Origin of the sequence: Cedecea sp. FDAARGOS_727 (assembly GCF_012273235.1) — a bacterium.
GTDB classification, from domain to species: Bacteria; Pseudomonadota; Gammaproteobacteria; order Enterobacterales; family Enterobacteriaceae; genus Cedecea; species Cedecea davisae.
Genome location: NZ_CP050966.1, coordinates 507,166 through 529,365 on the forward strand (window position 1 = coordinate 507,166; position 22,200 = coordinate 529,365).

Genomic DNA, 22,200 nt, shown 5'->3' on the forward strand with positions numbered 1-22,200 from the left:
TAAAGCGCCTGAAGGCGCTTTAGTCTGAATTTGGTGGGTCGTGCAGGATTCGAACCTGCGACCAATTGATTAAAAGTCAACTGCTCTACCAACTGAGCTAACGACCCGCGGTGTGCGGTTACTGCAAACTGCTTTCACAACATTCATCTTAAAAGATGGTGGGTCGTGAAGGATGATTTCACCCTTCGGGCCGTTGCTAAAGCAACGTTGTTTCGCCTTCGCTCAACTCGAACCTGCTGCAGGTTCAAACCCTTCACGATTCACTCACAACATTCATCTTAAAAGATGGTGGGTCGTGCAGGATTCGAACCTGCGACCAATTGATTAAAAGTCAACTGCTCTACCAACTGAGCTAACGACCCGCTGTGCGGTTACTGCAAACTTCTTTTACTGTTTTACTTTAAAGTGGTGGGTCGTGCAGGATGACTTCACCCTTCGGGCCGTTGCTAAGCAACGTTGTTTCGCTTTCGCTCAACTCAAACCTGCTGCAGGTTCGAACCCTTCACGCCTGACTACAGCTTATTACTTTAAAGTGGTGGGTCGTGCAGGATTCGAACCTGCGACCAATTGATTAAAAGTCAACTGCTCTACCAACTGAGCTAACGACCCACTTTTGCGTCACTTTCGGTTTGTTTCGTATCCCTTGGCAACGGCGGCATATATTACTGATTTAAGATTTTGACGCAACAATAATTTTGATGCAGATCGATCAACTGCTTATGTTTCGCACGGCAAGACCAGAAAAACGACGATATCTGGTCAGGCCGCACGCATTATTGGGCATTCAGGCGTTTTTGAGCCTGCTTTGCGCCTTCGCTCCCCGGGTACTGTTTAACGACCTGCTGGTACACCGCTTTCGCTTTTGCAACGTCGCCTTTGTCCTGCATGATCACGCCGACTTTAAACATCGCGTCCGGCGCCTTCGGTGATTTCGGGTAATTTTTCACCACGGAGGCAAAATAAAACGCCGCATCATCCTTTTTCCCTTTGTTGTAATTCAACTGACCGAGCCAGTAATTGGCGTTCGGCTGATAGGTTGAATCAGGATACTTCTTCACAAAGTTCTGAAAGGCACTGATAGCGTCGTCCTGGCGCGATTTATCCTGCACCAGAGCGATAGCCGCATTGTAATCACTGTTGGCGTCGCCGCCCTGCACCGGAGCCGCAGGAGCAGCCGTAGAAGCTCCTGCATCCGGCGTGGCCGCTGCTGCACCCTGAGAGCCATCTGCCGCAGGCTGTTGCGTGTTACCCGCGCCAGCGCTGCTGGCTTCATTCATCTGCAGCAGAATTTGCTTTTGACGCTCCACGACCTGATTAAGCTGATACTGGCTTTCCTGAATCTGACCGCGCAGGGAGTCAATATCATTCTGGTTATCGGAGAGTTGCTGCTGGAGTTGGGTTAAAAGTTGACTGTGAGCGTTAGAAATACGCTCGAGTTGGGTGACGCGGTCTTCGACCGAGCCTGAGCCGACACTACTGATTGGCGCCTGAGCATTAGCGGCCCAGGGGGCCGCTATGCCAACCAGTAACGACAGACTCAACAAGTGATGTCTGAAGTTACTGCTCATGCGATTCTCTTAGTAAACCAGTACGGCACGACGGTTTTTAGCGTAAGCCGCTTCGTCATGACCCAGTACTGCAGGTTTTTCTTTACCGTAAGAAACGATGGAGATCTGGTCTGCAGAAACGCCTTTACCTTGCAGGTACATTTTAACAGCGTTAGCACGACGTTCGCCCAGTGCGATGTTGTACTCTGGGGTACCGCGCTCATCCGCATGACCTTCTACGGTCACTTTGTAAGACGGGTTGCTACGCAGGAAGTTAGCGTGAGCATCCAGCATTGCAGCGAATTCAGAGCTAACATCGTATTTGTCCAGACCGAAGTAAACGATGTTGTTCTGCTGCAGCTGTTGCATCTGCAGACGAGCCTGCTCTTCAGAAGACATGTTGCCGTGGCCGTTAGCGTCCATACCAGTGCCGGCACCCAGCATACCTTCACCGCTCTGACCATTGTTGGCGCTCTTGTTAGAAGAACACGCCGCCATAGCCATAACCGGCAGAGCAATCATCAGCCCTTTCAGCACTTTGTTCAGTTGCATTTCTTTGATCCTTTAATAATCAATATTGTTATCACAGATACGGCGACCAGGCAGGGAATTTGACCTGTCCATCAGTTGCCGGAAGACGCGCTTTGAAACGCCCATCTGTTGAAACCAAATTCAGCACGGATCCCATCCCCTGAGAAGAGCTGTAGATTACCATAGTGCCGTTAGGTGCCAGACTTGGCGTTTCATCCAGGAACGTTGACGATAAAGTTGTTACGCCACCCGCTACCAGATCCTGTTTGGCGATGTGCTGCTGACCGCTAGCGGAGCTGACCATCACCATAAACTTACCGTCGGTGCTGACATCCCCATCCTGGTTCTGAGAACCTTCCCAGGAGAGACGCTGTGGAGCACCGCCATTAATACCGACTTTATAAATCTGTGGACGACCGGCCTGGTCTGAGGTGTAGGCCAGAGTTTGGTTGTCCGGGAACCAGGTTGGCTCCGTATTGTTGCTGCGACCTTCGGTCACCTGACGAATCTGACCCGAGGCCAGGTCCATCACGTACAGCTGCAGGCTACCGGTTTTAGAGAGCGCGAACGCAAGCTTAGAACCGTCCGGAGAGAATGCCGGAGCGCCGTTGTGCTGAGGGAAGGAGGCAATCTGACGCACCGCGCCGTTCGCCAGCGTCTGAACAACCAGCGCAGAGCGACCGCTTTCGAAGGTCACATAAGCCAGTTTGCTGCCGTCCGGAGACCATGCAGGAGACATCAGCGGCTGCGGAGAACGGTGAACCACAAACTGGTTGTAGCCATCGTAATCAGAGACGCGCAGTTCATACGGGAACTGGCCGCCGTTGGTCTGAACAACGTAAGCGATACGGGTGCGGAATGCGCCTTTAATACCGGTCAGCTTTTCAAACACTTCATCGCTGGCGGTATGGCCTGCATAGCGCAGCCACTGCTTGTTCACTTTATAGGAGTTCTGAGCCAGAACGGTGCCCGGTGCGCCAGAGGTATCAACAAGCTGGTAAGCCACGGTGTAGCTTCCGTCACCGTTCGGGGTAACCTGGCCAACAACCACCGCATCGATGCCCAGCGCGGTCCACGCCGCAGGCTGAACTTCCTGAGCAGAACCCGGCTGCTGTGGCAGACGAGAACGATCCAGCGGATTGAATTTACCGCTGTTGCGCAGGTCAGCGGAAACAATCCCGCCGATATCTTCAGGCGCCGCACCCGGGCCTGCCCAGGTAAACGGTACCACGCCAATTGGGCGCGCTGAGTCCACGCCCTGGGTGATTTCAATACGAACTTCTGCGTGCAGCACCGCTGCCCACAGCATTAAGAAACTTAACGCTACACGAAATGCCTGCTTCATCATATCTCCCTTATCCAGGCGGAAAGCCCACGATAATTTAGCAGAATGTTAACAAACCCAAATACACAAAACTACCAAAACCCTGTAACTCAGCTTAGTGTGCTTTCCCCGCCGTGGCGGGGAAAACCGCGTTAAGGCTTAAAGTCGATCGGTGCGTTCTTAAAGACTTCATAAACGGCTTCACTCGGCGGCTTCGGAATCTTAGCCAGACGCGCTGCCGCAATGGCAGCCTGGCAAAGCGCCGGATCGCCACCTTCGGATTTGATATCCAGCAGCAGTCCATCTGGCGCCAGCTTGACGCGCAGTGAACAGGTCTTACCGGCAAACGAAGGATCGTTGTAGAACTTACTCTCGATCGCCGCCTTTATTTGACCCGCATAGCCGCTAATTTCAGCACCCGTTGCGCCGTTGTTTTTATTATTCCCTTTTCCGGCAGCGGCTGCGGTATTACCTTTCGCCCCGCCGCCGGTTTTCGGTGCATTCTTACCTGAGCTCAAATCACCGAACAAGTCGTCAACACCCTGCGCGGCGGCTTTGTCAGAAGCCGCTTTCTCAGCAGCAGCCTTTTTCTTCGCGTCCGCTGCCGCTTTCTTATCTGCTGCGGCTTTCGCTGCGGCAGCTTTGTCGGCGGCAGCTTTCTCGGCAGCCTTTTCAGCCGCTGCTTTTTCTGCAGCAGCCTGTTTAGCCGCTTCCGCTTTCTCGGCTGCGGCCTGTTTTGCGGCCTCTGCGGCTGCTTTCTTCTCGGCGTCCTGTGCGGCTTTCTTCGCTGCAGCATCTGCAGCTTTTTTCTCAGCGTCCTGCTGAGCTTTTTTCGCTGCGGCTGCGGCTTCTGCGGCGGCTTTTTTCTCTGCGTCAGCGGCTTTCTTAGCGGCTTCTTCAGTGGCTTTCTTCTGGGCGTCGGCGGCCGCTTTCTTCGCCGCTTCTTCCGCAGCTTTTGCCTGCGCATCAGCTTGTGCTTTCGCCTGTGCATCAGCCTGAGCTTTTGCATCGGCTTTAGCCTTCGCCGCGGCGGCTTCCGCCTGCTTCTGCTGCTCCTGAGCCTGCTTCGCCGCTGCTTCAGCCTGTTTCTGCTGTTCAGCCTGCTGTTTCGCCTGCTCCTGAGCCGTCAAACGCTCTTTCTCCAGCTCTTTCAGACGCTGCTGTTCCGCAGCCTGTTTTTCCTGGAGTTCTTCGGCCTGCTGCTGCGCCTGTTTCTCGCGCTGCTCGGCCGCACGTTTGCTGCTCGACTGCTGCTGCTGTTGGCGATTGTAGTTTTCCACTACCGCACCCGGGTCAACCATCACCGCGTCAATAGAGGAACCACCGCCACCACCCGCGGATGCATCAATGTGCTCATCAAACGAGCTCCAGATCAGGATGCCTATCAAAATGATATGCAGCACCACTGAAACGACGATCGCTCGTTTTAACTTAGCGTTTTCTTCGGTTGCCTTTGACACTATCGGTTCCCAAACGTTTTAAGCGAGATGGATCAGATTGGCTGCGTCATCAAACCGACGGATTTCACACCCGCCTGATGCAACAGATTCAGCGCTTTGATTATCTCATCATATGGAACATCTTTAGCACCGCCTATCAGGAAGACCGTTTTTGGATTCGCCTGCAAACGGCGCTGCGCTTCCGCAACAACCTGCTCTGACGGCAACTGATCCATACGATCTTTCTCAACCACCACGCTGTACTGCCCTACCCCGGACACTTCAATAATGACCGGCGGCTCATCGTTACTGCTCACGGTCTGGGAATCTGTCGCATCCGGCAGATCCACCTCCACGCTCTGGGTGATGATTGGCGCCGTTGCCATAAAGATAAGCAACAGCACCAGCAGCACGTCCAGCAGAGGAACGATGTTAATTTCTGACTTTAGCTCACGACGACCACGTCCACGTCTGGCCATGACTTACCCCTTACTGCTTTTCGCTGCTGGTGAAAGCCTGACGGTGCAGGATAGCCGTGAACTCTTCCATGAAGTTGTCGTAATTCAATTCCAGTTTGTTCACACGTTGGTTGAGGCGGTTGTACGCCATCACTGCCGGGATAGCGGCAAACAGACCAATCGCGGTTGCAATCAGCGCTTCAGCAATACCCGGCGCAACCATCTGCAACGTTGCCTGCTTCACCGCACCGAGGGCGATAAACGCATGCATAATCCCCCACACCGTACCAAACAGGCCGATATACGGACTGATGGAACCGACGGTGCCGAGGAAAGGAATGTGGGTTTCCAGGGTTTCCAGTTCGCGGCTCATAGAAATACGCATCGCACGGGACGCGCCTTCTACTACTGCCTCAGGCGCATGAGTATTTGCGCGATGCAGCCTGGCGAACTCTTTAAAGCCGGAATAGAAGATCTGCTCGGAGCCGCTCAGGCTGTCGCGGCGGCCCTGGCTCTCCTGATACAGGCGAGACAGCTCGATACCGGACCAGAATTTATCTTCAAACGCCTCTGCTTCACGTCCAGCGGCATTGAGAATACGCGTTCGCTGAATGATGATTGCCCATGATGCTATGGAAAAACCAATCAAAATCAACATGATAAATTTGACCAGAAGGCTTGCCTTCAGGAACAAATCAAGGATATTCATGTCAGTCACTGCTTGAACTCCGCGACAATAGACTTGGGAAGCGCACGAGGCTTCATTAGGTGTGGATCAACACAAACAATCAGCACTTCAGCTTGATTAAGTAACTGATTTTCAGCGTTGACTATTCGCTGCGTAAACACCATTGAAGTGCCGCGCATCGATGTAACTTCACTTTGGATTTCGAGTAAATCGTCGAGTCGGGCAGGCGCAAGATAATCAATCGTCATCCTGCGTACGACAAAGGCGACACGCTCCGCCAACAGGGAATGCTGGTTAAAGTGGTGCTGGCGCAGCATCTCAGTGCGTGCTCTTTCATAAAAAGCAACATAACTGGCGTGGTAAACCACACCACCGGCATCGGTGTCTTCGTAGTAGACACGAACCGGCCATCGAAACAGCGTTGTACTCACTTTACATCCCGGTAATGCAATTAAACGTTGCTACTATACGCAAGAGGATGAGGGTTTGGAATGGGTTGTTTTAAACGTTGCGTAAATTTTTATGGGCTTGTTAAAGCCCATAATTTTTACGGCGTCCGGAGGAGGTGCGCCAGCCCTTAGAAGAAGAAAAATAGCAGGCCGGCGATGAGCACTAAATCAGCAATTAACGGGCAGAAAATTCCCTGCCAGAAAACCTTGTTCGGGCGGAAGCCAACGCCGTGAATGACGCCTGCACAGACGCCCCACATCAGCAGAAAGCCGTGCCAGATAGCCAGCTCGCTCGTTTTTGCGGCAAAACGAGACGGGTCCCAGAAAATGCAGCCCGCCAGCACCAGCGCCATCACTAAGGAAAGAGCCCGCAAGGGGCTCTTATCCATTACCGCGTAAAGCTTCGCGATAACGTGTTCCATCAGTGTTCTTCTTTACCGGCTTTGCTCGCCTCAACGTGCTCGAGAGCTAGCGCGGTAATAATCCCGAATGCACAAGCCAGAAGCGTGCCCAGAATCCATGCAAAGTACCACATAATCAGCTCCTTAATTAATACAGAGAGGTGGAGTTGCTTTCAATGTGCTCTTTGGTGATACGGCCAAACATTTTCCAGTAACACCATGTGGTGTAGAGGAGAATGATAGGCACGAACACGATAGCAACATAGGTCATCACATTCAGCGTCAGCTGGCTGGAGGTAGCATCCCACATGGTCAGGCTAGCGTTCATCATGGTGCTCGAAGGCATCACAAACGGGAACATAGCAATACCGGCGGTCAGGATCACACAGGCAAGCGTCAGCGAGGAGAAGATGAACGCCAGAGCGCCCTTCTCGATGCGCGACATCACAATAGTCAGCAGCGGCAACACCACGCCCAGTACAGGGATAGCCCACAGCGCTGGCATATTGTTGAAGTTAACCAGCCATGCGCCAGCCTCACGAGCCACTTCTTTGGTCAGCGGGTTAGAAGCCGCATGATGGTTAAGGGCAGAAGTCACCACGTAACCGTCAATACCGTAAATAACCCATACCCCCGCCAGAGCGAAGCAAACCATCATTACCAGAGCGGCAATTTGAGCAGCGCCTTTGGCACGCAGGTGCAGTTCACCCACGGTACGCATCTGCAAGTAGGTCGCACCCTGAGCAACAATCATCGACACGCTCACCACGCCTGCCAGCAGGCCAAACGGGTTCAGAAGCTGGAAGAAGTTGCCGGTGTAGTAAAGACGCAGATATTCGTCGATGTGGAACGGTACGCCCTGAAGCAGGTTACCGAACGCCACGCCAATCACCAGCGGCGGCACGAAGCTACCGATGAAAATGCCCCAGTCCCACATGTTGCGCCAGCGGGTATCTTCAATCTTGGAGCGGTAGTCAAAACCGACCGGACGGAAGAACAAGGAGGCCAGCACCAGAATCATCGCCACATAGAAGCCGGAGAAGGCCGCAGCGTAGACCATTGGCCAGGCGGCAAACAGTGCGCCGCCTGCGGTTATCAGCCATACCTGGTTACCGTCCCAGTGCGGAGCAATGGAGTTAACCATAATGCGGCGCTCAACATCGGTACGACCAATAACGCGTGACAGCATGCCCACGCCCATGTCGAAGCCGTCGGTGACGGCGAAGCCAATCAGCAGTACGCCGACCAGCAGCCACCAGATAAAACGCAATACTTCATAATCAATCATTTGACGACTCCTGTCTTAGCGTGCCGGCTGAGAAGCCACGTTGGACTGCTCAAAGTGATAGCGTCCTGTTTTCAGGCTGCTCGGCCCAAGGCGAGCGAATTTGAACATCAGGAACAGCTCCGCCACCATAAACAGCGTGTAAAGACCGCAAATCAGTATCATGGAGAACAGCAGGTCGCCAACGCTCAGCGAGGAGTTTGCTACTGCGGTTGGGAGCACTTCACCTACCGCCCACGGCTGACGGCCATACTCTGCAACAAACCAGCCGGACTCGATAGCAATCCACGGCAGCGGAATACCGTACAGCGCGGCGCGCAGCAGCCATTTTTTAGAGCCGATAGCGTTGCGGGTGACGGTCCAGAAGGACACCGCAATAATGAACAGCATCAGGAAGCCGCAGCCCACCATGATACGGAACGCGAAATACAGCGGTGCAACGCGAGGAATAGAGTCTTTGGTCGCTTTCTGAATTTGCTCTTCGGTCGCGTCGGTGACGTTTTCCGTATAGCGCTTCAGCAGCAGGCCATAGCCGAGGTCTTTCTTCACATCGTTGAAGTTATCGCGCACGCTCTGATCGGTTGAGCCTTTACGCAGTTGCTCAAGCAAGCTGTAGGCCTTCATCCCGTTACGGATACGCTCTTCATGCTGCACCATCAGCTCTTTCAGGCCTGTGACCTGCTTATCAACAGAGCGGGTGGCGATAAGGCCCAGCGCGTAAGGGATCTGGATAGCGAAGCGGTTTTCTTGTTTATCCTGGTCAGGGATACCAAACAGCGTGAAAGCAGCCGGTGCAGGCTGAGTTTCCCACTCGGCTTCAATAGCCGCCAGTTTGGTTTTCTGCACGTCGCCCATTTCATAGCCGGACTCATCACCCAGCACGATAACGGAAAGGATGGCAGCCATACCGAAGCTTGCTGCAATGGCGAATGAACGCTTCGCAAAAGCGAAGTCGCGGCCTTTGAGCATGTAGTAAGAGCTGATACCGAGAACAAACATCGCGCCGCACACGTAGCCGGAAGCAACGGTGTGAACGAATTTAACCTGCGCAACCGGGTTCAGAACCAGCTCGGCGAAGCTGACCATCTCCATACGCATGGTTTCGAAGTTGAAGTCGGAAGCGATTGGGTTTTGCATCCAGCCGTTAGCGACCAGAATCCACAATGCAGAGAGGTTGGAGCCAAGCGCCACCAGCCAGGTGACCGCCATATGTTGAACTTTGCCGAGGCGATCCCAGCCAAAGAAGAACAGACCAACGAAGGTGGACTCGAGGAAGAATGCCATCAGGCCTTCAATGGCCAGAGGCGCACCGAAGATGTCACCCACATAGTGAGAATAGTAAGACCAGTTAGTCCCGAACTGGAACTCCATGGTCAGACCGGTGGCTACCCCCAGAGCAAAGTTGATTGCAAACAACTTGCCCCAGAATTTGGTCATATCTTTATAAATCTGCTTACCTGACAGAACGTAGACCGTTTCCATAATGGCCAGCAAAAACGCCATACCGAGCGTTAATGGCACAAACAGGAAGTGGTACATCGCGGTCAAGGCAAACTGTAAGCGCGACAGTTCGACAATATCAAACATCTTGACTCCTTGCTCTTCGCATGAAGACTTCGACTGTGGTTCGCCGGGAGGCAAATCCACAAGCATGCCCTAATACAAATACATTCGCTTCCAGTCCCTTTTTTTCGCCCACTTTATTCAAATGTGAAATAAAAAGGTGAAAGGTTACAAACACGTTAATAAAATCAAAAATAACCCGTAATTATATTACCCTGCAATTCCCTTACAATAAATAGGTCCTTGCTTAATGTTTTTTACGTTTTACGATGGCGATCAATTTATAGCTAAAACACAGTTATTCGGCCAGTTTGATCTACAGCAATTTTGCTCTTTTATACCCCTCAATGCCAGCTTTAAACATTGATCCAACACAATTTACGCTGACAATGTTAATTATTTTTCAAGAGAGAATTAATCGTAAACTTGTTGTTAACGATATGTTCCATCGCTTCGCTTGGCGTTAAAATAAAGGCGCTTATTATCAACATACAGCGGATATTAACGCGCAAAACTTAAATTTCCCTCCCGCTACGTCTTAAGATACCAAACGTTATTTAGCTCACATTATTTCGCCGCTTATTGGCCTTACCGTTTAATATTCACAAATATTTCACTTTTGATATAAATTAAATTAACAAAGCATTATTTTTTATAAGGTTACAGAGAGTAAATATCGCGGATGGAAACAATTATTGTTTCTGAATAGAACAGGATAAAAACGCAGAATATCGATAACGGGCCCGAACTGGCCAAAGAGAAAACATAAAAAAAGGCCACCCCAGGGCGGCCAACCATGTCGAACACTTATTATTACTGTTTCCCCCGCTTGCGCGGGGGCATCTGCTTACTGCGGCAGAATCGTTTTCAGCGCTTCGCCGATATCGGCAAGGCTGCGTACTGTTTTCACGCCAGCGGCCTCCAAAGCTGCGAATTTCTCATCCGCCGTCCCTTTACCACCCGCGATGATGGCGCCAGCATGGCCCATACGCTTGCCTTTCGGCGCGGTTACGCCAGCGATGTAGCCAACAACCGGTTTGGTTACGTGCTCTTTGATGTAAGCGGCGGCTTCTTCTTCAGCGCTCCCGCCAATCTCACCGATCATCACGATGGCTTCGGTTTTCGGGTCTTCCTGGAACATCTTCAGAATGTCGATGAAGTTAGAGCCAGGGATTGGGTCGCCGCCGATACCTACGCAGGTAGACTGGCCCAGACCTATATCGGTAGTTTGCTTAACCGCTTCATAGGTCAGCGTGCCGGAACGAGAAACGATACCCACTTTGCCCGGCAGGTGAATGTGGCCCGGCATGATACCGATTTTGCATTCCCCTGGGGTGATAACGCCCGGGCAGTTAGGCCCGATCATGCGCACGCCAGCTTCGTCCAGTTTTACCTTCACGGTCAGCATATCCAGGGTCGGGATGCCTTCGGTGATGGTAATAATCAGCTTAATACCCGCGTCGATAGCTTCCAGAATCGAGTCTTTACAGAACGGAGCCGGAACGTAAATAACGGTGGCAGTTGCGCCGGTAGCTTCTACTGCTTCACGCACGGTATTGAACACCGGCAGGCCCAGATGAGTGGTGCCGCCTTTGCCCGGCGTTACGCCGCCAACCATCTGCGTACCGTAGGCAATCGCCTGTTCAGAGTGGAAAGTCCCCTGGCTGCCGGTGAAGCCCTGGCAAATTACCTTGGTGTTTTTATCGATCAAAATGGACATTATTTCCCCTCCACGGCAGCAACAACCTGCTGTGCTGCGTCGGTCAGACTTTTCGCTGCAATAATATTCAGGCCGCTATCCGCCAGCTTTTTAGCGCCCAGCTCGGCGTTGTTACCTTCCAGACGTACCACTACCGGGACGCTAACACCCACTTCGGCTACCGCGCCAATGATGCCGTCGGCAATCAGGTCGCAACGTACGATGCCGCCGAAGATGTTAACCAGAACGGCTTTCACTTTGTCGTCTGACAGAATGATTTTGAACGCTTCGGTTACGCGCTCTTTGGTCGCACCGCCGCCAACGTCAAGGAAGTTAGCCGGTTCGCCGCCGTGCAGCTTAACGATGTCCATGGTGCCCATTGCCAGGCCAGCGCCGTTAACCATGCAGCCGATGTTGCCGTCGAGAGCAACATAGTTCAGCTCCCACTGTGCAGCCTGAGCTTCACGCGGGTCTTCCTGAGACTGGTCGCGCATTTCACGCAGGTCAGGCTGGCGGAACAGCGCGTTGCCGTCAGCACCCAGTTTGCCGTCGAGGCAAATAAGGTCACCCTGCTTAGTGATAACCAGCGGGTTGATTTCGATAAGCGCCAGGTCGCGCTCAAGGAAAATAGCCGCCAGGCCCATGAAAACTTTGGTGAACTGCTGAACCTGTTTGCCTTCCAGACCCAGTTTGAACGCCAGCTCACGTCCCTGGTAAGGCATTGGCCCAGCCAGCGGATCCAAAGCTACTTTGTGGATCAAGTGCGGAGTTTCTTCGGCAACTTTCTCGATTTCCACGCCGCCTTCGGTAGAAGCCATAAAGACTACGCGACGGGAGCTACGGTCAACGACTGCGCCAAGATACAGCTCTTTGTCGATGTCGGTCGCGGCCTCAACCAGAATCTGGTGTACCGGCTGGCCGGTCGCGTCAGTTTGGTAGGTCACCAGGCGTTTGCCCAGCCAGTGCTCGGCGAAAGCACGGATATCTTCTTTGCTGTTAACCACTTTCACGCCGCCCGCTTTACCGCGGCCACCGGCATGAACCTGACATTTCACCACCCACGGGCCCGAGCCAATTTTAGAAGCGGCTTCTTCCGCTTCGCGCGGTGTGGAACAGGCGTAACCGACGGGTGCCGGTAAACCATACCGAGCAAACAGCTGTTTCGCCTGATATTCGTGTAAGTTCATGAGTTCTATCCATCCAGATAAAGAGCATTAACGCTCGGGGTAAGGTTAGATTTGGTTGTAGGGGCGGGCGCCAAAGCACCCGCCAGAGTCTTATATCGACTACACGTCCAGCAGCAGACGAGTTGGGTCTTCCAGCAGATCTTTAATCGCTACCAGATAACCCACGGACTCGCGACCATCAATCAGACGGTGGTCGTAAGAGAGCGCCAGATACATCATTGGCAGGATCTCTACTTTACCGTCAACCGCCATTGGGCGGTCTTTGATGGCGTGCATGCCCAGAATCGCACTCTGCGGTGGGTTGATGATTGGCGTAGACATCAGGGAGCCAAACACGCCGCCGTTGGTGATGGTGAAGTTACCGCCGGTCAGCTCTTCTACGGTCAGCTTGCCGTCACGGCCTTTCACCGCCAGTTCTTTGATGCGTTTTTCAATGTCGGCCATACCGAGGGTATCGACATCTTTCAGCACCGGCGTAACCAGGCCGCGTGGAGTAGAAACCGCGATGCTCACGTCGAAGTAGTTGTGGTAAACCACGTCTTCGCCATCGATGGAAGCATTCACTTCCGGATAGCGTTTCAGCGCTTCAACAACCGCTTTAATATAGAAGGACATGAAGCCCAGACGCACGCCGTGGCGTTTTTCGAAAGCTTCACCGTACTGCTTACGCAGTTCCATGATTGGCTTCATGTTCACTTCGTTAAAGGTCGTGAGCATGGCGGTGGAGTTTTTCGCTTCCAGCAGACGCTCGGCCACGCGCTTGCGCAGGCGTGTCATAGGAACGCGTTTTTCGCTGCGGCCGGCCAGCGGTGCAACCGGAGTAGCTTCTGCCGCTTTAGCCGGTGCAGGCTGTTTAGCTTTTGCTTCGCTCAGGTGTTTTTCTACATCTTCGCGAGTGATACGCCCGCCCACTCCGCTGCCTTTAATCGCGCTGGCGTCGAGGTCATTTTCTGCAATCAGGCGGCGAATTGCCGGGCTGAGGGCATCGTTATTCTGCTCTTCCAGAGAAGCCTGCTGGCGCTGCGCCGGAGTAGACTCTTTGCTGTCGGCTTTGGCAGAGGTTTCTTTCCCGCCGCTGTTGCCTTCACGCAAACGCCCCAGAATCTGACGCGAGGTAACGGTAGTGCCTTCGTCTTCCAGCACTGAGTCCAGCACGCCGTCTGCGGATGCAGGAACTTCCAGCACCACTTTGTCAGTTTCGATTTCAACCAGAACTTCGTCACGTTTGACGCTGTCGCCCGGTTTTTTATGCCAGGTTGCCACTGTCGCGTCGGCTACGGACTCAGGCAGGTCAGGAACTAGAATATCTACGCTACTCATTATTTATCCTTTAATTTATTCGACGTTCAGCGCGTCATTAACCAGATCTTGCTGTTGCTTCTGGTGAACGGACATATACCCTACCGCCGGAGAGGCGGAGGCCGGGCGACCTGCGTAACGCAGACCGGACCCAAACGGAATCACTTCGCGGAAGTGGTGCTGGCTGCAATACCAGGCGCCCTGGTTCAGAGGCTCTTCCTGACACCAGACAAAATCATGTACATGAGCAAACGGCTTCAGCGCTTCCTGCACCGCCTGGTGCGGGAACGGATAGAGCTGCTCGATGCGCACAATCGCCACATCCTTCTGATCGTTCTTACGACGCTGCTCGAGCAAGTCGTAGTAAACCTTACCGGAACACAGTACCACGCGTTTTACGGCTTTAGGATCCAGCTCATCAATCTCACCAATTGCCGGCTGGAAAGCGCCGTTGGCCAGTTCATCGAGGGTGGAAACCGCCAGCGGATGGCGCAGCAGGGACTTAGGTGACATCACCACCAGCGGACGACGCATTCCGCGCAGCGCCTGGCGACGCAGCATGTGATACACCTGAGCCGGAGTAGACGGCACGCAAACCTGCATGTTCTGCTCGGCGCAAAGCTGGAGATAACGTTCCAGGCGAGCGGAGGAGTGCTCCGGCCCCTGGCCTTCATAGCCGTGCGGCAGCAGCATGACCAGGCCGCACATACGCCCCCATTTCTGCTCGCCGGAGCTGATGAACTGGTCAATAACAACCTGAGCACCGTTGGCAAAGTCACCAAACTGCGCTTCCCAGATGGTCAGCGTGCGCGGCTCTGCGGTGGCGTAGCCGTACTCGAATGCCAGGACCGCTTCTTCAGACAGCACGGAGTCCCATACGTTGAAGATGCCCTGGCTGTTATGCACGTGGGCCAGCGGAATGTAGGTTGAGCCGTTGGTCTGGTTATGGATAACCGCATGACGGTGGAAGAAAGTACCACGGCCGGCATCTTCACCGGACAGGCGGACGGACACGCCTTCATCAACCAGGGTTGCATAGGCCAGGTTTTCCGCAGCGCCCCAGTCGAACAGCTTGTTGCCGTTCGCCATTTCCTGACGGTCGCTGTAGATTTTCGCTACGCGAGACTGCATCTCCACGGATTCTGGCGCGGTGCTGATGCGCTTAGCCAGTTCCTGAACGCGTTTCATCTCAACTTTGTTCGGGTAGCTTTCGTCCCATTCGTGGTTGAGGTACGGCGACCAGGTAAAGGAGTGCATATTCATCGGACGCCACTCGCTCACTACGCACTCGCCTGCATCCAGCGCATCGCGGTACAGATTCACCATTTCGGTAGCATCTTCCAGCGTTGCCAGTTTGGCCTGCTCCAGCTTATCGGCGTAGATTTTACGCGGGGTCGGATGTTTTTTGATTTTCTGATACATCACCGGCTGAGTTGCGCTTGGCTCATCAGCTTCATTATGACCATGGCGGCGGTAGCAAACCAGGTCAATAAACACGTCGCGCTTGAAGGTATTACGGAAATCAAGCGCCAGGCGAGTCACAAAGGCCACCGCTTCCGGGTCATCCGCGTTTACGTGGAAGATAGGCGCCATCACCATCTTACCGATATCGGTACAGTACGGCGTGGAGCGAGCATCCAGCGGGTTGGAGGTGGTGAAACCAATCTGGTTGTTGATAACGATGCGAACCGTACCGCCCACTTCGTAGCCGCGAGCTTTAGACATGTTCAGCGTTTCCTGAACCACGCCCTGCCCGGCTACTGCGGCGTCACCGTGAATGGTGATCGGCAGAACCTGGTTGCTGCCTGGTTTGTCCAGACGATCCAGGCGCGCACGCACGGAGCCGATAACCACCGGGCTGACGATCTCAAGGTGCGACGGGTTAAACGCCAGCGCCAGGTGAACCAGGCCGCCTTCGGTTTCCACGTCGGATGAGAAGCCCATATGGTACTTCACGTCGCCGGTGCCGAGGTGCTCTTTATGTTTACCGGCAAATTCGTCGAACAGATCCTGCGGCTTTTTGCCCAGAACGTTGATCAGGACGTTAAGACGACCGCGGTGCGCCATACCCAGCACCACTTCACGCGTGCCGCTCTTGCCCGCGTGGCGAATCATCTCTTTAAGCATCGGCACCAGCGCGTCGCCGCCTTCCAGCGAGAAGCGTTTAGCTCCCGGGAATTTAGCGCCTAAATAACGCTCCAGGCCTTCCGCCGCGGTCAGTTCGCTCAGGAAGCGCTTTTTCTCGTCCGGCGTAAAGGTAGACTGGCCCACCACCGATTCAATGCGCTGCTGGATCCAGCGTTTTTCTTCGGTGTTGGTGATGTGCATATATTCCGCGCCGATAGAACCGCCGTAAGTCTGCTGCAGGGCGTCAATCAGGTCGGCAAGCTTCATGGTTTCTTTGCCGCCGGCAAAAGATCCCACGTTGAAGCTTTGCTGAAGATCTTCATCGGTCAGATTATGGAAAGCCGGATCGAGATCTGCCACGGACTCCTGCTTCCACAGGCCGAGCGGATCGAGATTCGCAGCCTGATGACCGCGGAAACGCCAGGCGTTAATCAGCTGCAGCACTTTCACTTGCTTAACGTCAGTGTCAGGATCAGTGATTGCGGTGGAGTAACGTGAGGCATCCTTCGCCAGACGACGGAAATAATCACGCGTTTTTGAATGGAATTGATCCGGTCTGGCTCCGGTTCCAGGTAACTGCTGGAACATGGTGCGCCAGTGCGCATCAACAGAGTCAGGATCGGTTAAGAAGTCTTCATAGAGCTGCTCTATGTAGGACTGGTTTGCGCCCGCCAGCCAGGAAGAGTCCAGCCAGGGCTTCATCGCGCCGTTCTGCATCGTGATCCCTTAAGCATTTATATGCTTATTTCGCCGTGGATAACTATAACGCACACCGTAGGGCATACGGGTATACGTTCCAGGGTTCACTCTCTGCGAGCATCATGAATATGGCCCGCGAAGGAACCTTTAAAAACTGTCTTAAGGGTTTCCCCTCGCCTTCCTTCTCTCCCCACTGGAGTGAGGGGGAAGGCCGTCGGCAGTTTTTAAAGATCTCCTGCAATCCGTTCCCTCTCCCTGTCGGGAGAGGGTCTGGTCGAGGGAAATAGCGCTCCCTCTCTTACTGCTTATGCACTACGTTGCAACAGCATCGACTTAATATGGCCGATAGCTTTCGTCGGGTTCAGCCCCTTAGGACATACGCTGACGCAGTTCATAATGCTGTGACAGCGGAATACGCTGAAAGCATCGCTAATGCCGTCCAGGCGCGACTCGGTTTCCGTATCGCGGCTGTCTATCAGGAAGCGGTATGCTGCCAACAGGCCAGCCGGGCCGATGAACTTGTCCGGGTTCCACCAGAATGACGGGCAGGAAGTCGAGCAGCAGGCGCAAAGAATGCACTCGTACAGACCATCCAGTTTTTCACGCTGCTCCGGCGATTGTAAATGCTCGCGAGCGGGTGGATTTTGCCCATTATTCAATAGGTAAGGCTTAATCTTCTCATATTGAGCATAGAATTGCCCCATGTCCACAACCAGATCGCGGATTACCGGCAGACCCGGCAGAGGACGGATGACTATCTTCTGCTTACCGTTGCCAAGAGCCGAGATTGGCGTGATACAGGCCAGGCCATTTTTACCGTTCATGTTCAGGCCGTCGGAGCCGCAAACGCCTTCGCGGCAGGAGCGGCGGAACGACAGGCTTGGATCTTTTTCTTTCAGCTGCATCAGGGCGTCGAGCAGCATCATGTCGCGCCCTTCTTCCCCTTCAAGCGTGTACTCCTGCATATGCGGAGCATCATCAACGTCCGGGTTGTAACGATAGATGGAAAATTCGAGTTTCATCGCAAGTCTCCGCTATTAATAAGTACGCACTTTCGGCGGGAAGGCCGCGCGCAGTTTCGGCTGCATGTTCACCTCACGGCGGGTCATGCTTTCCGACTCTGGCAGATACAAGCTGTGGCAAAGCCAGTTCGCATCATCCCTTTCCGGGAAGTCGAAGCGGCTGTGAGCGCCGCGGCTCTCAGTGCGGAAGTTAGCGGAAACGGCCGTTGCATAAGCGGTTTCCATCAGGTTATCCAGCTCCAGGCACTCAACGCGCTGGGTGTTGAATTCGCTGGAAGTATCGTCCAGACGGGCGTTTTTCAGGCGCTCGCGGATGGCTTTCAGCTGCTCAAGACCTTTGGCCATCGCATCACCTTCGCGGAATACCGAGAAGTTATGCTGCATACATTCCTGAAGCGCTTTACGGATTTCCACCGGATCTTCACCGTCACGGTTACCGTTCCAGCGGTTGAGGCGCTCAAGGGAGGCATCGATTTCGGCCTGGGTTGCGTCAAGCAGGTCGCCCTGCTCGGCAATGGATTCTTGCAGATGCAGGCCCACCGCACGACCAAACACCACCAGGTCAAGCAGGGAGTTGCCGCCCAGACGGTTTGCACCGTGTACGGATACGCAGGCTATCTCGCCCACTGCGAACAGGCCAGGGATGACGACGTCTTCGCCCTGCTCGTTCACGGTCAGCGCCTGGCCGGTTACTTTGGTCGGAATACCGCCCATCATATAGTGGCAGGTTGGGATAACCGGAATCGGCTCTTTCACCGGATCTACGTGGGCGAAAGTGCGGGACAGTTCCAGGATGCCCGGCAGGCGGGATTCCAGAACTTCTTTACCCAGGTGGTCGAGTTTAAGTTTAGCGTGCGGACCCCACGGGCCATCACAGCCGCGGCCTTCACGGATTTCGATCATGATAGAACGCGCTACCACGTCACGACCCGCCAGATCCTTCGCGTTCGGGGCATAACGCTCCATAAAGCGCTCGCCGTGTTTGTTCAGCAGGTAACCGCCTTCACCGCGGCAGCCTTCGGTAACCAGAACCCCGGCCCCGGCGATGCCGGTTGGGTGGAACTGCCACATTTCCATATCCTGCACCGGCACGCCCGCACGCAGCGCCATGCCGACACCGTCGCCGGTGTTGATGTGGGCGTTGGTAGTGGACTGATAAATACGGCCAGCACCACCGGTTGCCAGCACGGTTGCGCGGGCCTTGAAGTAAACCACTTCACCGGTTTCGATGCACAGCGCGGTACAGCCGACGACTGCGCCATCGGCGTTTTTCACCAAATCAAGCGCATACCACTCGGAGAAGATGGTGGTGTGGTTTTTCAGGTTCTGCTGGTACAGGGTGTGCAGCAGCGCATGACCGGTACGGTCAGCTGCGGCAGCAGTACGTGCCGCCTGCTCGCCGCCAAAGTCTTTAGACTGGCCGCCAAACGGACGTTGATAGATGGTGCCATTTTCCAGACGGGAGAAAGGCAGACCCATATGGTCGAGTTCCAGAATCGCTTCTGGACCGGTTTTACACATATATTCAATGGCGTCCTGGTCACCGATGTAATCGGAACCTTTTACCGTGTCGTACATGTGCCATTCCCAGTTGTCTTCGTGGGTGTTACCCAGCGCAACGGTAATACCGCCCTGCGCAGACACGGTGTGGGAACGGGTTGGGAAAACTTTTGACAGCAGGGCGCAGGTCTGGCCCGACTGGGATATCTGTAGCGCTGCGCGCATACCTGCACCACCGGCGCCGATAACTACGGCATCAAACTCTCTGACTGGCAAATTCATTACACACCCCACACCACAACGAATCCATAAATGACGTAAACCAACAGCGCGACAACAATCAGCAGCTGTAAAGGAAGGCGAATGCCCAGCGGTTTAACGTAGTCGGTCAACACCTGCCACATGCCAATCCAGGCATGAATCAAAATAGAGAACAGCGCCAGCAGGGTGAAAACTTTGGTGAAGGCAGAGGCAAAGAAGCCGTGCCAGACGTCGTAGGTCAGCTCGCTGTTAATAGCGAAGAAGCCAATCATATAGATGATGTACAGGGTTAATACGATGGCGGTAGCGCGAACCAGCACATAGTCGTGCACGCCATTGCGACCCAATGCGGAGGCATTGCTTACCATACGAGGACTCCTGCAAGAATTGAAAGCACAACAGTAATCACAAAGGAAATTTGTGCGGATCGTTTGCCCGCTACCAGGGTCTCTTCCAGATAGCCAAAGTCCATCAGCAGGTGGCGAACGCCCACCACGACGTGATAGGCCAGAGCCGTCAGAATGCCCCACATTATAAATTTAACGATAAAGCTGCCCATCACGGCCGAGGCAGTCAGAAAACCTTCCGGGGAGGAGAGTGATAGTCCCAGCAACCAAAGCAGAATCCCGACCGCCACAAATGTGATCACGCCGGAAACGCGGTGGAGGATGGAAGCGATTGCAGTGACGGGGAACCGGATCGTTTTAAGATCCAGATTGACAGGTCGTTGTTTTTTCACGTTTCTTATCATGAATAGCGCCCACATGCTCTTCTTATTGTTTCCTTCCTCCGGATCTGCATTCGGGGTCAGACAGCGCTAACTTTCTATAACTGTGCGTCATGCAAAAAACAGCTACATCCAGAGGCCAGAGAACTGGCTACAACGCTGGGTGGCTCCCGGTAGCAGGGTGTTCCGGAGACCTGGCGGCAGTATAGGCTCTTCACAAAATCATTACAATTAACCCACATAATGTTTGAAGGGTTTTGCTCGGAACAGTGAGCACGATCACGATAACAACATTATTTTAAATTTTAATCATCTGATTTGACAAAAGTTAAACATTCTTGTTACAAACAGGGCCAGAAAAGCCGTATAATTCGCAAAAGTTATAGGGTCAGCCTTTCACCTGAGTAATAGTTATGTAACAGTGGATGGGTATTGACCCGAGAGATCAGGACAGTTATTAGTGATATACAGGTTTGAATGATACTGATTGCTAAAACGCTGATTTGCTGTTGTTTCGCCCTCAAAGCGAGTGTTACCTGCAAGCGCCCATCGCTCTGTACCCTGGTTGTACTCCTCTAAACAGAGCCGCGAGCCAAATAAAAAACTGGTAACCAACCATTGTGGGTTCGAATGCAAATCCGGCGCCCGGCAGTCTTATGAAATAAGGCGCTAAGGAGACCGTAAATGGCTGATACTAAAGCAAACCTCACTCTTAAGGGTGAAGATGCTCTCGAACTTGATGTGCTAAAGGGCACGCTAGGTCAGGATGTAATTGATATCCGTAGTCTTGGTTCTAAAGGTGTATTTACTTTTGACCCGGGCTTCACGTCTACCGCATCCTGTGAGTCCAAAATCACCTACATCGACGGTGATGAAGGCATTCTTTTGCACCGCGGCTTCCCGATTGACCAACTGGCAACCGAATCAAGTTACCTCGAAGTTTGTTACATCCTGCTGAACGGCGAAAAGCCCACTCAGGCTCAGTTCGAAGAATTCAAAACCACCGTTACCCGCCACACCATGATCCACGAGCAGATCACCCGTCTGTTCCACGGCTTCCGTCGCGACTCGCATCCGATGGCGGTTCTGTGCGGCGTAACCGGCGCGCTGGCGGCGTTCTACCACGACTCGCTGGACGTGAATAACCCGCGTCACCGCGAAATCGCCGCCTTCCGTCTGCTCTCCAAGATGCCGACCGTAGCAGCGATGTGTTACAAATATTCGATTGGTCAGCCGTTCGTTTACCCGCGCAATGACCTCTCCTATGCCGGTAACTTCCTGAACATGATGTTCTCCACGCCGTGCGAGGACTATGAAGTTAACCCAATTCTGGAACGCGCCATGGACAGGATCCTTATCCTGCACGCGGACCACGAGCAGAACGCTTCAACCTCCACCGTGCGTACCGCAGGCTCTTCAGGCGCTAACCCGTTTGCCTGTATCGCCGCGGGTATTGCTTCCCTGTGGGGGCCGGCACACGGCGGCGCAAACGAAGCCGCGCTGAAAATGTTGGAAGAGATCAGCACCGTTGAGCACATCCCGGAATTCATCCGTCGCGCCAAAGACAAGAATGACTCTTTCCGCCTGATGGGCTTTGGCCACCGCGTGTACAAAAACTACGACCCGCGCGCCACCGTGATGCGTGAAACCTGTCATGAAGTGCTGAAAGAGCTGAACCTGAAGGATAACAACCTGCTGGAAGTGGCGATGGAGCTGGAACACATCGCGCTGAACGACCCGTACTTCATCGAGAAGAAACTCTACCCGAACGTGGACTTCTACTCCGGCATCATCCTGAAAGCGATGGGCATCCCATCTTCCATGTTTACCGTTATCTTCGCGATGGCGCGTACCGTGGGCTGGATTGCGCACTGGAACGAAATGCACGACGACGGCATCAAAATTGCCCGTCCTCGTCAGCTGTACACCGGCTACGACAAACGTGATTTCAAATCCGACCTCAAAAAGTAATATTTCAGCTTTCTGAGTAAAAA

20 protein-coding genes, 3 tRNA genes and 2 other RNA genes are annotated in these 22,200 nt (G+C 53.6%); 1 reads left to right on the top strand and 24 read right to left on the bottom strand.

The features are described 5' to 3' along the window. Positions 1–31: 31 nt before the first annotated feature. From FOC35_RS02450 to sdhC, 24 genes are all read right to left on the bottom strand, one after another. A tRNA-Lys gene (locus FOC35_RS02450) sits at positions 32–107 on the bottom strand. 49 nt (positions 108–156) lie between these two features. Further along, positions 157–271: non-coding RNA, RtT sRNA (locus FOC35_RS02455), on the bottom strand. A gap of 15 nt (positions 272–286) precedes the next feature. Further along, positions 287–362, bottom strand: a tRNA-Lys gene (locus tag FOC35_RS02460). Between the two features lie 44 nt (positions 363–406). Then, positions 407–520, bottom strand: a non-coding RNA gene (locus FOC35_RS02465) — RtT sRNA. A 13-nt stretch (positions 521–533) separates the two neighbouring features. Beyond that, a tRNA-Lys gene (locus FOC35_RS02470) sits at positions 534–609 on the bottom strand. A gap of 164 nt (positions 610–773) precedes the next feature. Next, positions 774–1,568, bottom strand: coding sequence for a cell division protein CpoB (gene cpoB, locus FOC35_RS02475; RefSeq protein ID WP_016535421.1), 795 nt, complete (start codon positions 1,566–1,568; stop codon positions 774–776). A gap of 9 nt (positions 1,569–1,577) precedes the next feature. Continuing rightward, positions 1,578–2,099 (bottom strand): peptidoglycan-associated lipoprotein Pal, encoded by a 522-nt coding sequence (pal, locus tag FOC35_RS02480; RefSeq protein ID WP_172568047.1) that lies wholly within the window; start codon positions 2,097–2,099, stop codon positions 1,578–1,580. 31 nt (positions 2,100–2,130) lie between these two features. Next, positions 2,131–3,423: a Tol-Pal system beta propeller repeat protein TolB gene (gene tolB / locus FOC35_RS02485; RefSeq protein WP_039898006.1), complete on the bottom strand. Its 1,293-nt coding sequence runs from the start codon at positions 3,421–3,423 to the stop codon at positions 2,131–2,133. Positions 3,424–3,554: 131 nt separating this feature from the next. Beyond that, positions 3,555–4,862, bottom strand: a complete 1,308-nt coding sequence (gene tolA, locus FOC35_RS02490; protein ID WP_172568048.1) for a cell envelope integrity protein TolA — start codon at positions 4,860–4,862, stop codon at positions 3,555–3,557. A gap of 32 nt (positions 4,863–4,894) precedes the next feature. Beyond that, positions 4,895–5,320 (bottom strand): colicin uptake protein TolR, encoded by a 426-nt coding sequence (gene tolR / locus FOC35_RS02495; RefSeq protein WP_008456166.1) that lies wholly within the window; start codon positions 5,318–5,320, stop codon positions 4,895–4,897. Positions 5,321–5,330: 10 nt separating this feature from the next. Further along, positions 5,331–6,017, bottom strand: a complete 687-nt coding sequence (gene tolQ / locus FOC35_RS02500) for a Tol-Pal system protein TolQ (RefSeq protein WP_071704076.1) — start codon at positions 6,015–6,017, stop codon at positions 5,331–5,333. Continuing rightward, on the bottom strand, positions 6,014–6,418 hold the full coding sequence (gene ybgC / locus FOC35_RS02505) for a tol-pal system-associated acyl-CoA thioesterase (RefSeq protein WP_039898005.1): 405 nt from the start codon (positions 6,416–6,418) through the stop codon (positions 6,014–6,016). The genes tolQ and ybgC overlap by 4 nt, the downstream gene beginning before the upstream one ends. A 146-nt stretch (positions 6,419–6,564) precedes the next feature. Then, on the bottom strand, positions 6,565–6,858 hold the full coding sequence (gene ybgE, locus FOC35_RS02510; protein ID WP_172568049.1) for a cyd operon protein YbgE: 294 nt from the start codon (positions 6,856–6,858) through the stop codon (positions 6,565–6,567). After that, positions 6,858–6,971 carry a cytochrome bd-I oxidase subunit CydX gene (cydX, locus tag FOC35_RS02515; protein WP_008456153.1) on the bottom strand — a complete coding sequence of 38 codons (114 nt, stop codon included), beginning with the start codon at positions 6,969–6,971 and terminating at the stop codon, positions 6,858–6,860. Before cydX ends, ybgE begins: the two co-directional genes overlap by 1 nt. 14 nt (positions 6,972–6,985) lie before the next feature. Beyond that, positions 6,986–8,125, bottom strand: a complete 1,140-nt coding sequence (gene cydB, locus FOC35_RS02520) for a cytochrome d ubiquinol oxidase subunit II (RefSeq protein ID WP_172568050.1) — start codon at positions 8,123–8,125, stop codon at positions 6,986–6,988. Positions 8,126–8,140: 15 nt separating this feature from the next. Beyond that, positions 8,141–9,709 carry a cytochrome ubiquinol oxidase subunit I gene (gene cydA / locus FOC35_RS02525; RefSeq protein ID WP_039898004.1) on the bottom strand — a complete coding sequence of 523 codons (1,569 nt, stop codon included), beginning with the start codon at positions 9,707–9,709 and terminating at the stop codon, positions 8,141–8,143. A gap of 823 nt (positions 9,710–10,532) precedes the next feature. Continuing rightward, positions 10,533–11,405: a succinate--CoA ligase subunit alpha gene (sucD, locus tag FOC35_RS02530; RefSeq protein WP_016535412.1), complete on the bottom strand. Its 873-nt coding sequence runs from the start codon at positions 11,403–11,405 to the stop codon at positions 10,533–10,535. Beyond that, positions 11,405–12,571: an ADP-forming succinate--CoA ligase subunit beta gene (gene sucC, locus FOC35_RS02535; protein WP_172568051.1), complete on the bottom strand. Its 1,167-nt coding sequence runs from the start codon at positions 12,569–12,571 to the stop codon at positions 11,405–11,407. Before sucC ends, sucD begins: the two co-directional genes overlap by 1 nt. A gap of 99 nt (positions 12,572–12,670) precedes the next feature. Next, positions 12,671–13,891, bottom strand: a complete 1,221-nt coding sequence (gene odhB, locus FOC35_RS02540) for a 2-oxoglutarate dehydrogenase complex dihydrolipoyllysine-residue succinyltransferase (RefSeq protein WP_172568052.1) — start codon at positions 13,889–13,891, stop codon at positions 12,671–12,673. 15 nt (positions 13,892–13,906) lie between these two features. Then, entirely contained in the window at positions 13,907–16,714 is a 2,808-nt protein-coding gene (gene sucA / locus FOC35_RS02545; protein WP_016535409.1) for a 2-oxoglutarate dehydrogenase E1 component, read from the bottom strand. Positions 16,715–17,001: 287 nt separating this feature from the next. Next, on the bottom strand, positions 17,002–17,718 hold the full coding sequence (locus FOC35_RS02550; protein WP_016535408.1) for a succinate dehydrogenase iron-sulfur subunit: 717 nt from the start codon (positions 17,716–17,718) through the stop codon (positions 17,002–17,004). 15 nt (positions 17,719–17,733) lie between these two features. Beyond that, on the bottom strand, positions 17,734–19,500 hold the full coding sequence (gene sdhA, locus FOC35_RS02555; RefSeq protein ID WP_016535407.1) for a succinate dehydrogenase flavoprotein subunit: 1,767 nt from the start codon (positions 19,498–19,500) through the stop codon (positions 17,734–17,736). Then, on the bottom strand, positions 19,500–19,847 hold the full coding sequence (gene sdhD, locus FOC35_RS02560) for a succinate dehydrogenase membrane anchor subunit (RefSeq protein WP_172568053.1): 348 nt from the start codon (positions 19,845–19,847) through the stop codon (positions 19,500–19,502). Before sdhD ends, sdhA begins: the two co-directional genes overlap by 1 nt. Continuing rightward, positions 19,841–20,245: a succinate dehydrogenase cytochrome b556 subunit gene (gene sdhC / locus FOC35_RS02565; protein WP_016535405.1), complete on the bottom strand. Its 405-nt coding sequence runs from the start codon at positions 20,243–20,245 to the stop codon at positions 19,841–19,843. The genes sdhD and sdhC overlap by 7 nt, the downstream gene beginning before the upstream one ends. 645 nt (positions 20,246–20,890) lie before the next feature. On the opposite strand from sdhC, the gene FOC35_RS02570 reads away from it, so the two are divergent. Continuing rightward, positions 20,891–22,177 carry a citrate synthase gene (locus FOC35_RS02570; protein ID WP_016535404.1) on the top strand — a complete coding sequence of 429 codons (1,287 nt, stop codon included), beginning with the start codon at positions 20,891–20,893 and terminating at the stop codon, positions 22,175–22,177. The last annotated feature ends 23 nt before the right edge of the window (positions 22,178–22,200 follow it).

Bases quoted from the DNA above. Each gene is read 5' to 3' on its own strand.
- sdhC (WP_016535405.1), bottom strand. From the start codon at position 20,245: ATGTGGGCGCTATTCATGATAAGAAACGTGAAAAAACAACGACCTGTC.
- sdhD (WP_172568053.1), bottom strand. From the start codon at position 19,847: ATGGTAAGCAATGCCTCCGCATTGGGTCGCAATGGCGTGCACGACTAT.
- sdhA (WP_016535407.1), bottom strand. From the start codon at position 19,500: ATGAATTTGCCAGTCAGAGAGTTTGATGCCGTAGTTATCGGCGCCGGT.
- sucA (WP_016535409.1), bottom strand. From the start codon at position 16,714: ATGCAGAACGGCGCGATGAAGCCCTGGCTGGACTCTTCCTGGCTGGCG.
- tolR (WP_008456166.1), bottom strand. From the start codon at position 5,320: ATGGCCAGACGTGGACGTGGTCGTCGTGAGCTAAAGTCAGAAATTAAC.
- odhB (WP_172568052.1), bottom strand. From the start codon at position 13,891: ATGAGTAGCGTAGATATTCTAGTTCCTGACCTGCCTGAGTCCGTAGCC.
- ybgE (WP_172568049.1), bottom strand. From the start codon at position 6,858: ATGGAACACGTTATCGCGAAGCTTTACGCGGTAATGGATAAGAGCCCC.
- tolB (WP_039898006.1), bottom strand. From the start codon at position 3,423: ATGAAGCAGGCATTTCGTGTAGCGTTAAGTTTCTTAATGCTGTGGGCA.
- sucD (WP_016535412.1), bottom strand. From the start codon at position 11,405: ATGTCCATTTTGATCGATAAAAACACCAAGGTAATTTGCCAGGGCTTC.
- cydB (WP_172568050.1), bottom strand. From the start codon at position 8,125: ATGATTGATTATGAAGTATTGCGTTTTATCTGGTGGCTGCTGGTCGGC.
- cydX (WP_008456153.1), bottom strand. From the start codon at position 6,971: ATGTGGTACTTTGCATGGATTCTGGGCACGCTTCTGGCTTGTGCATTC.
- FOC35_RS02550 (WP_016535408.1), bottom strand. From the start codon at position 17,718: ATGAAACTCGAATTTTCCATCTATCGTTACAACCCGGACGTTGATGAT.
- cpoB (WP_016535421.1), bottom strand. From the start codon at position 1,568: ATGAGCAGTAACTTCAGACATCACTTGTTGAGTCTGTCGTTACTGGTT.
- sucC (WP_172568051.1), bottom strand. From the start codon at position 12,571: ATGAACTTACACGAATATCAGGCGAAACAGCTGTTTGCTCGGTATGGT.
- pal (WP_172568047.1), bottom strand. From the start codon at position 2,099: ATGCAACTGAACAAAGTGCTGAAAGGGCTGATGATTGCTCTGCCGGTT.
- cydA (WP_039898004.1), bottom strand. From the start codon at position 9,709: ATGTTTGATATTGTCGAACTGTCGCGCTTACAGTTTGCCTTGACCGCG.
- FOC35_RS02570 (WP_016535404.1), top strand. From the start codon at position 20,891: ATGGCTGATACTAAAGCAAACCTCACTCTTAAGGGTGAAGATGCTCTC.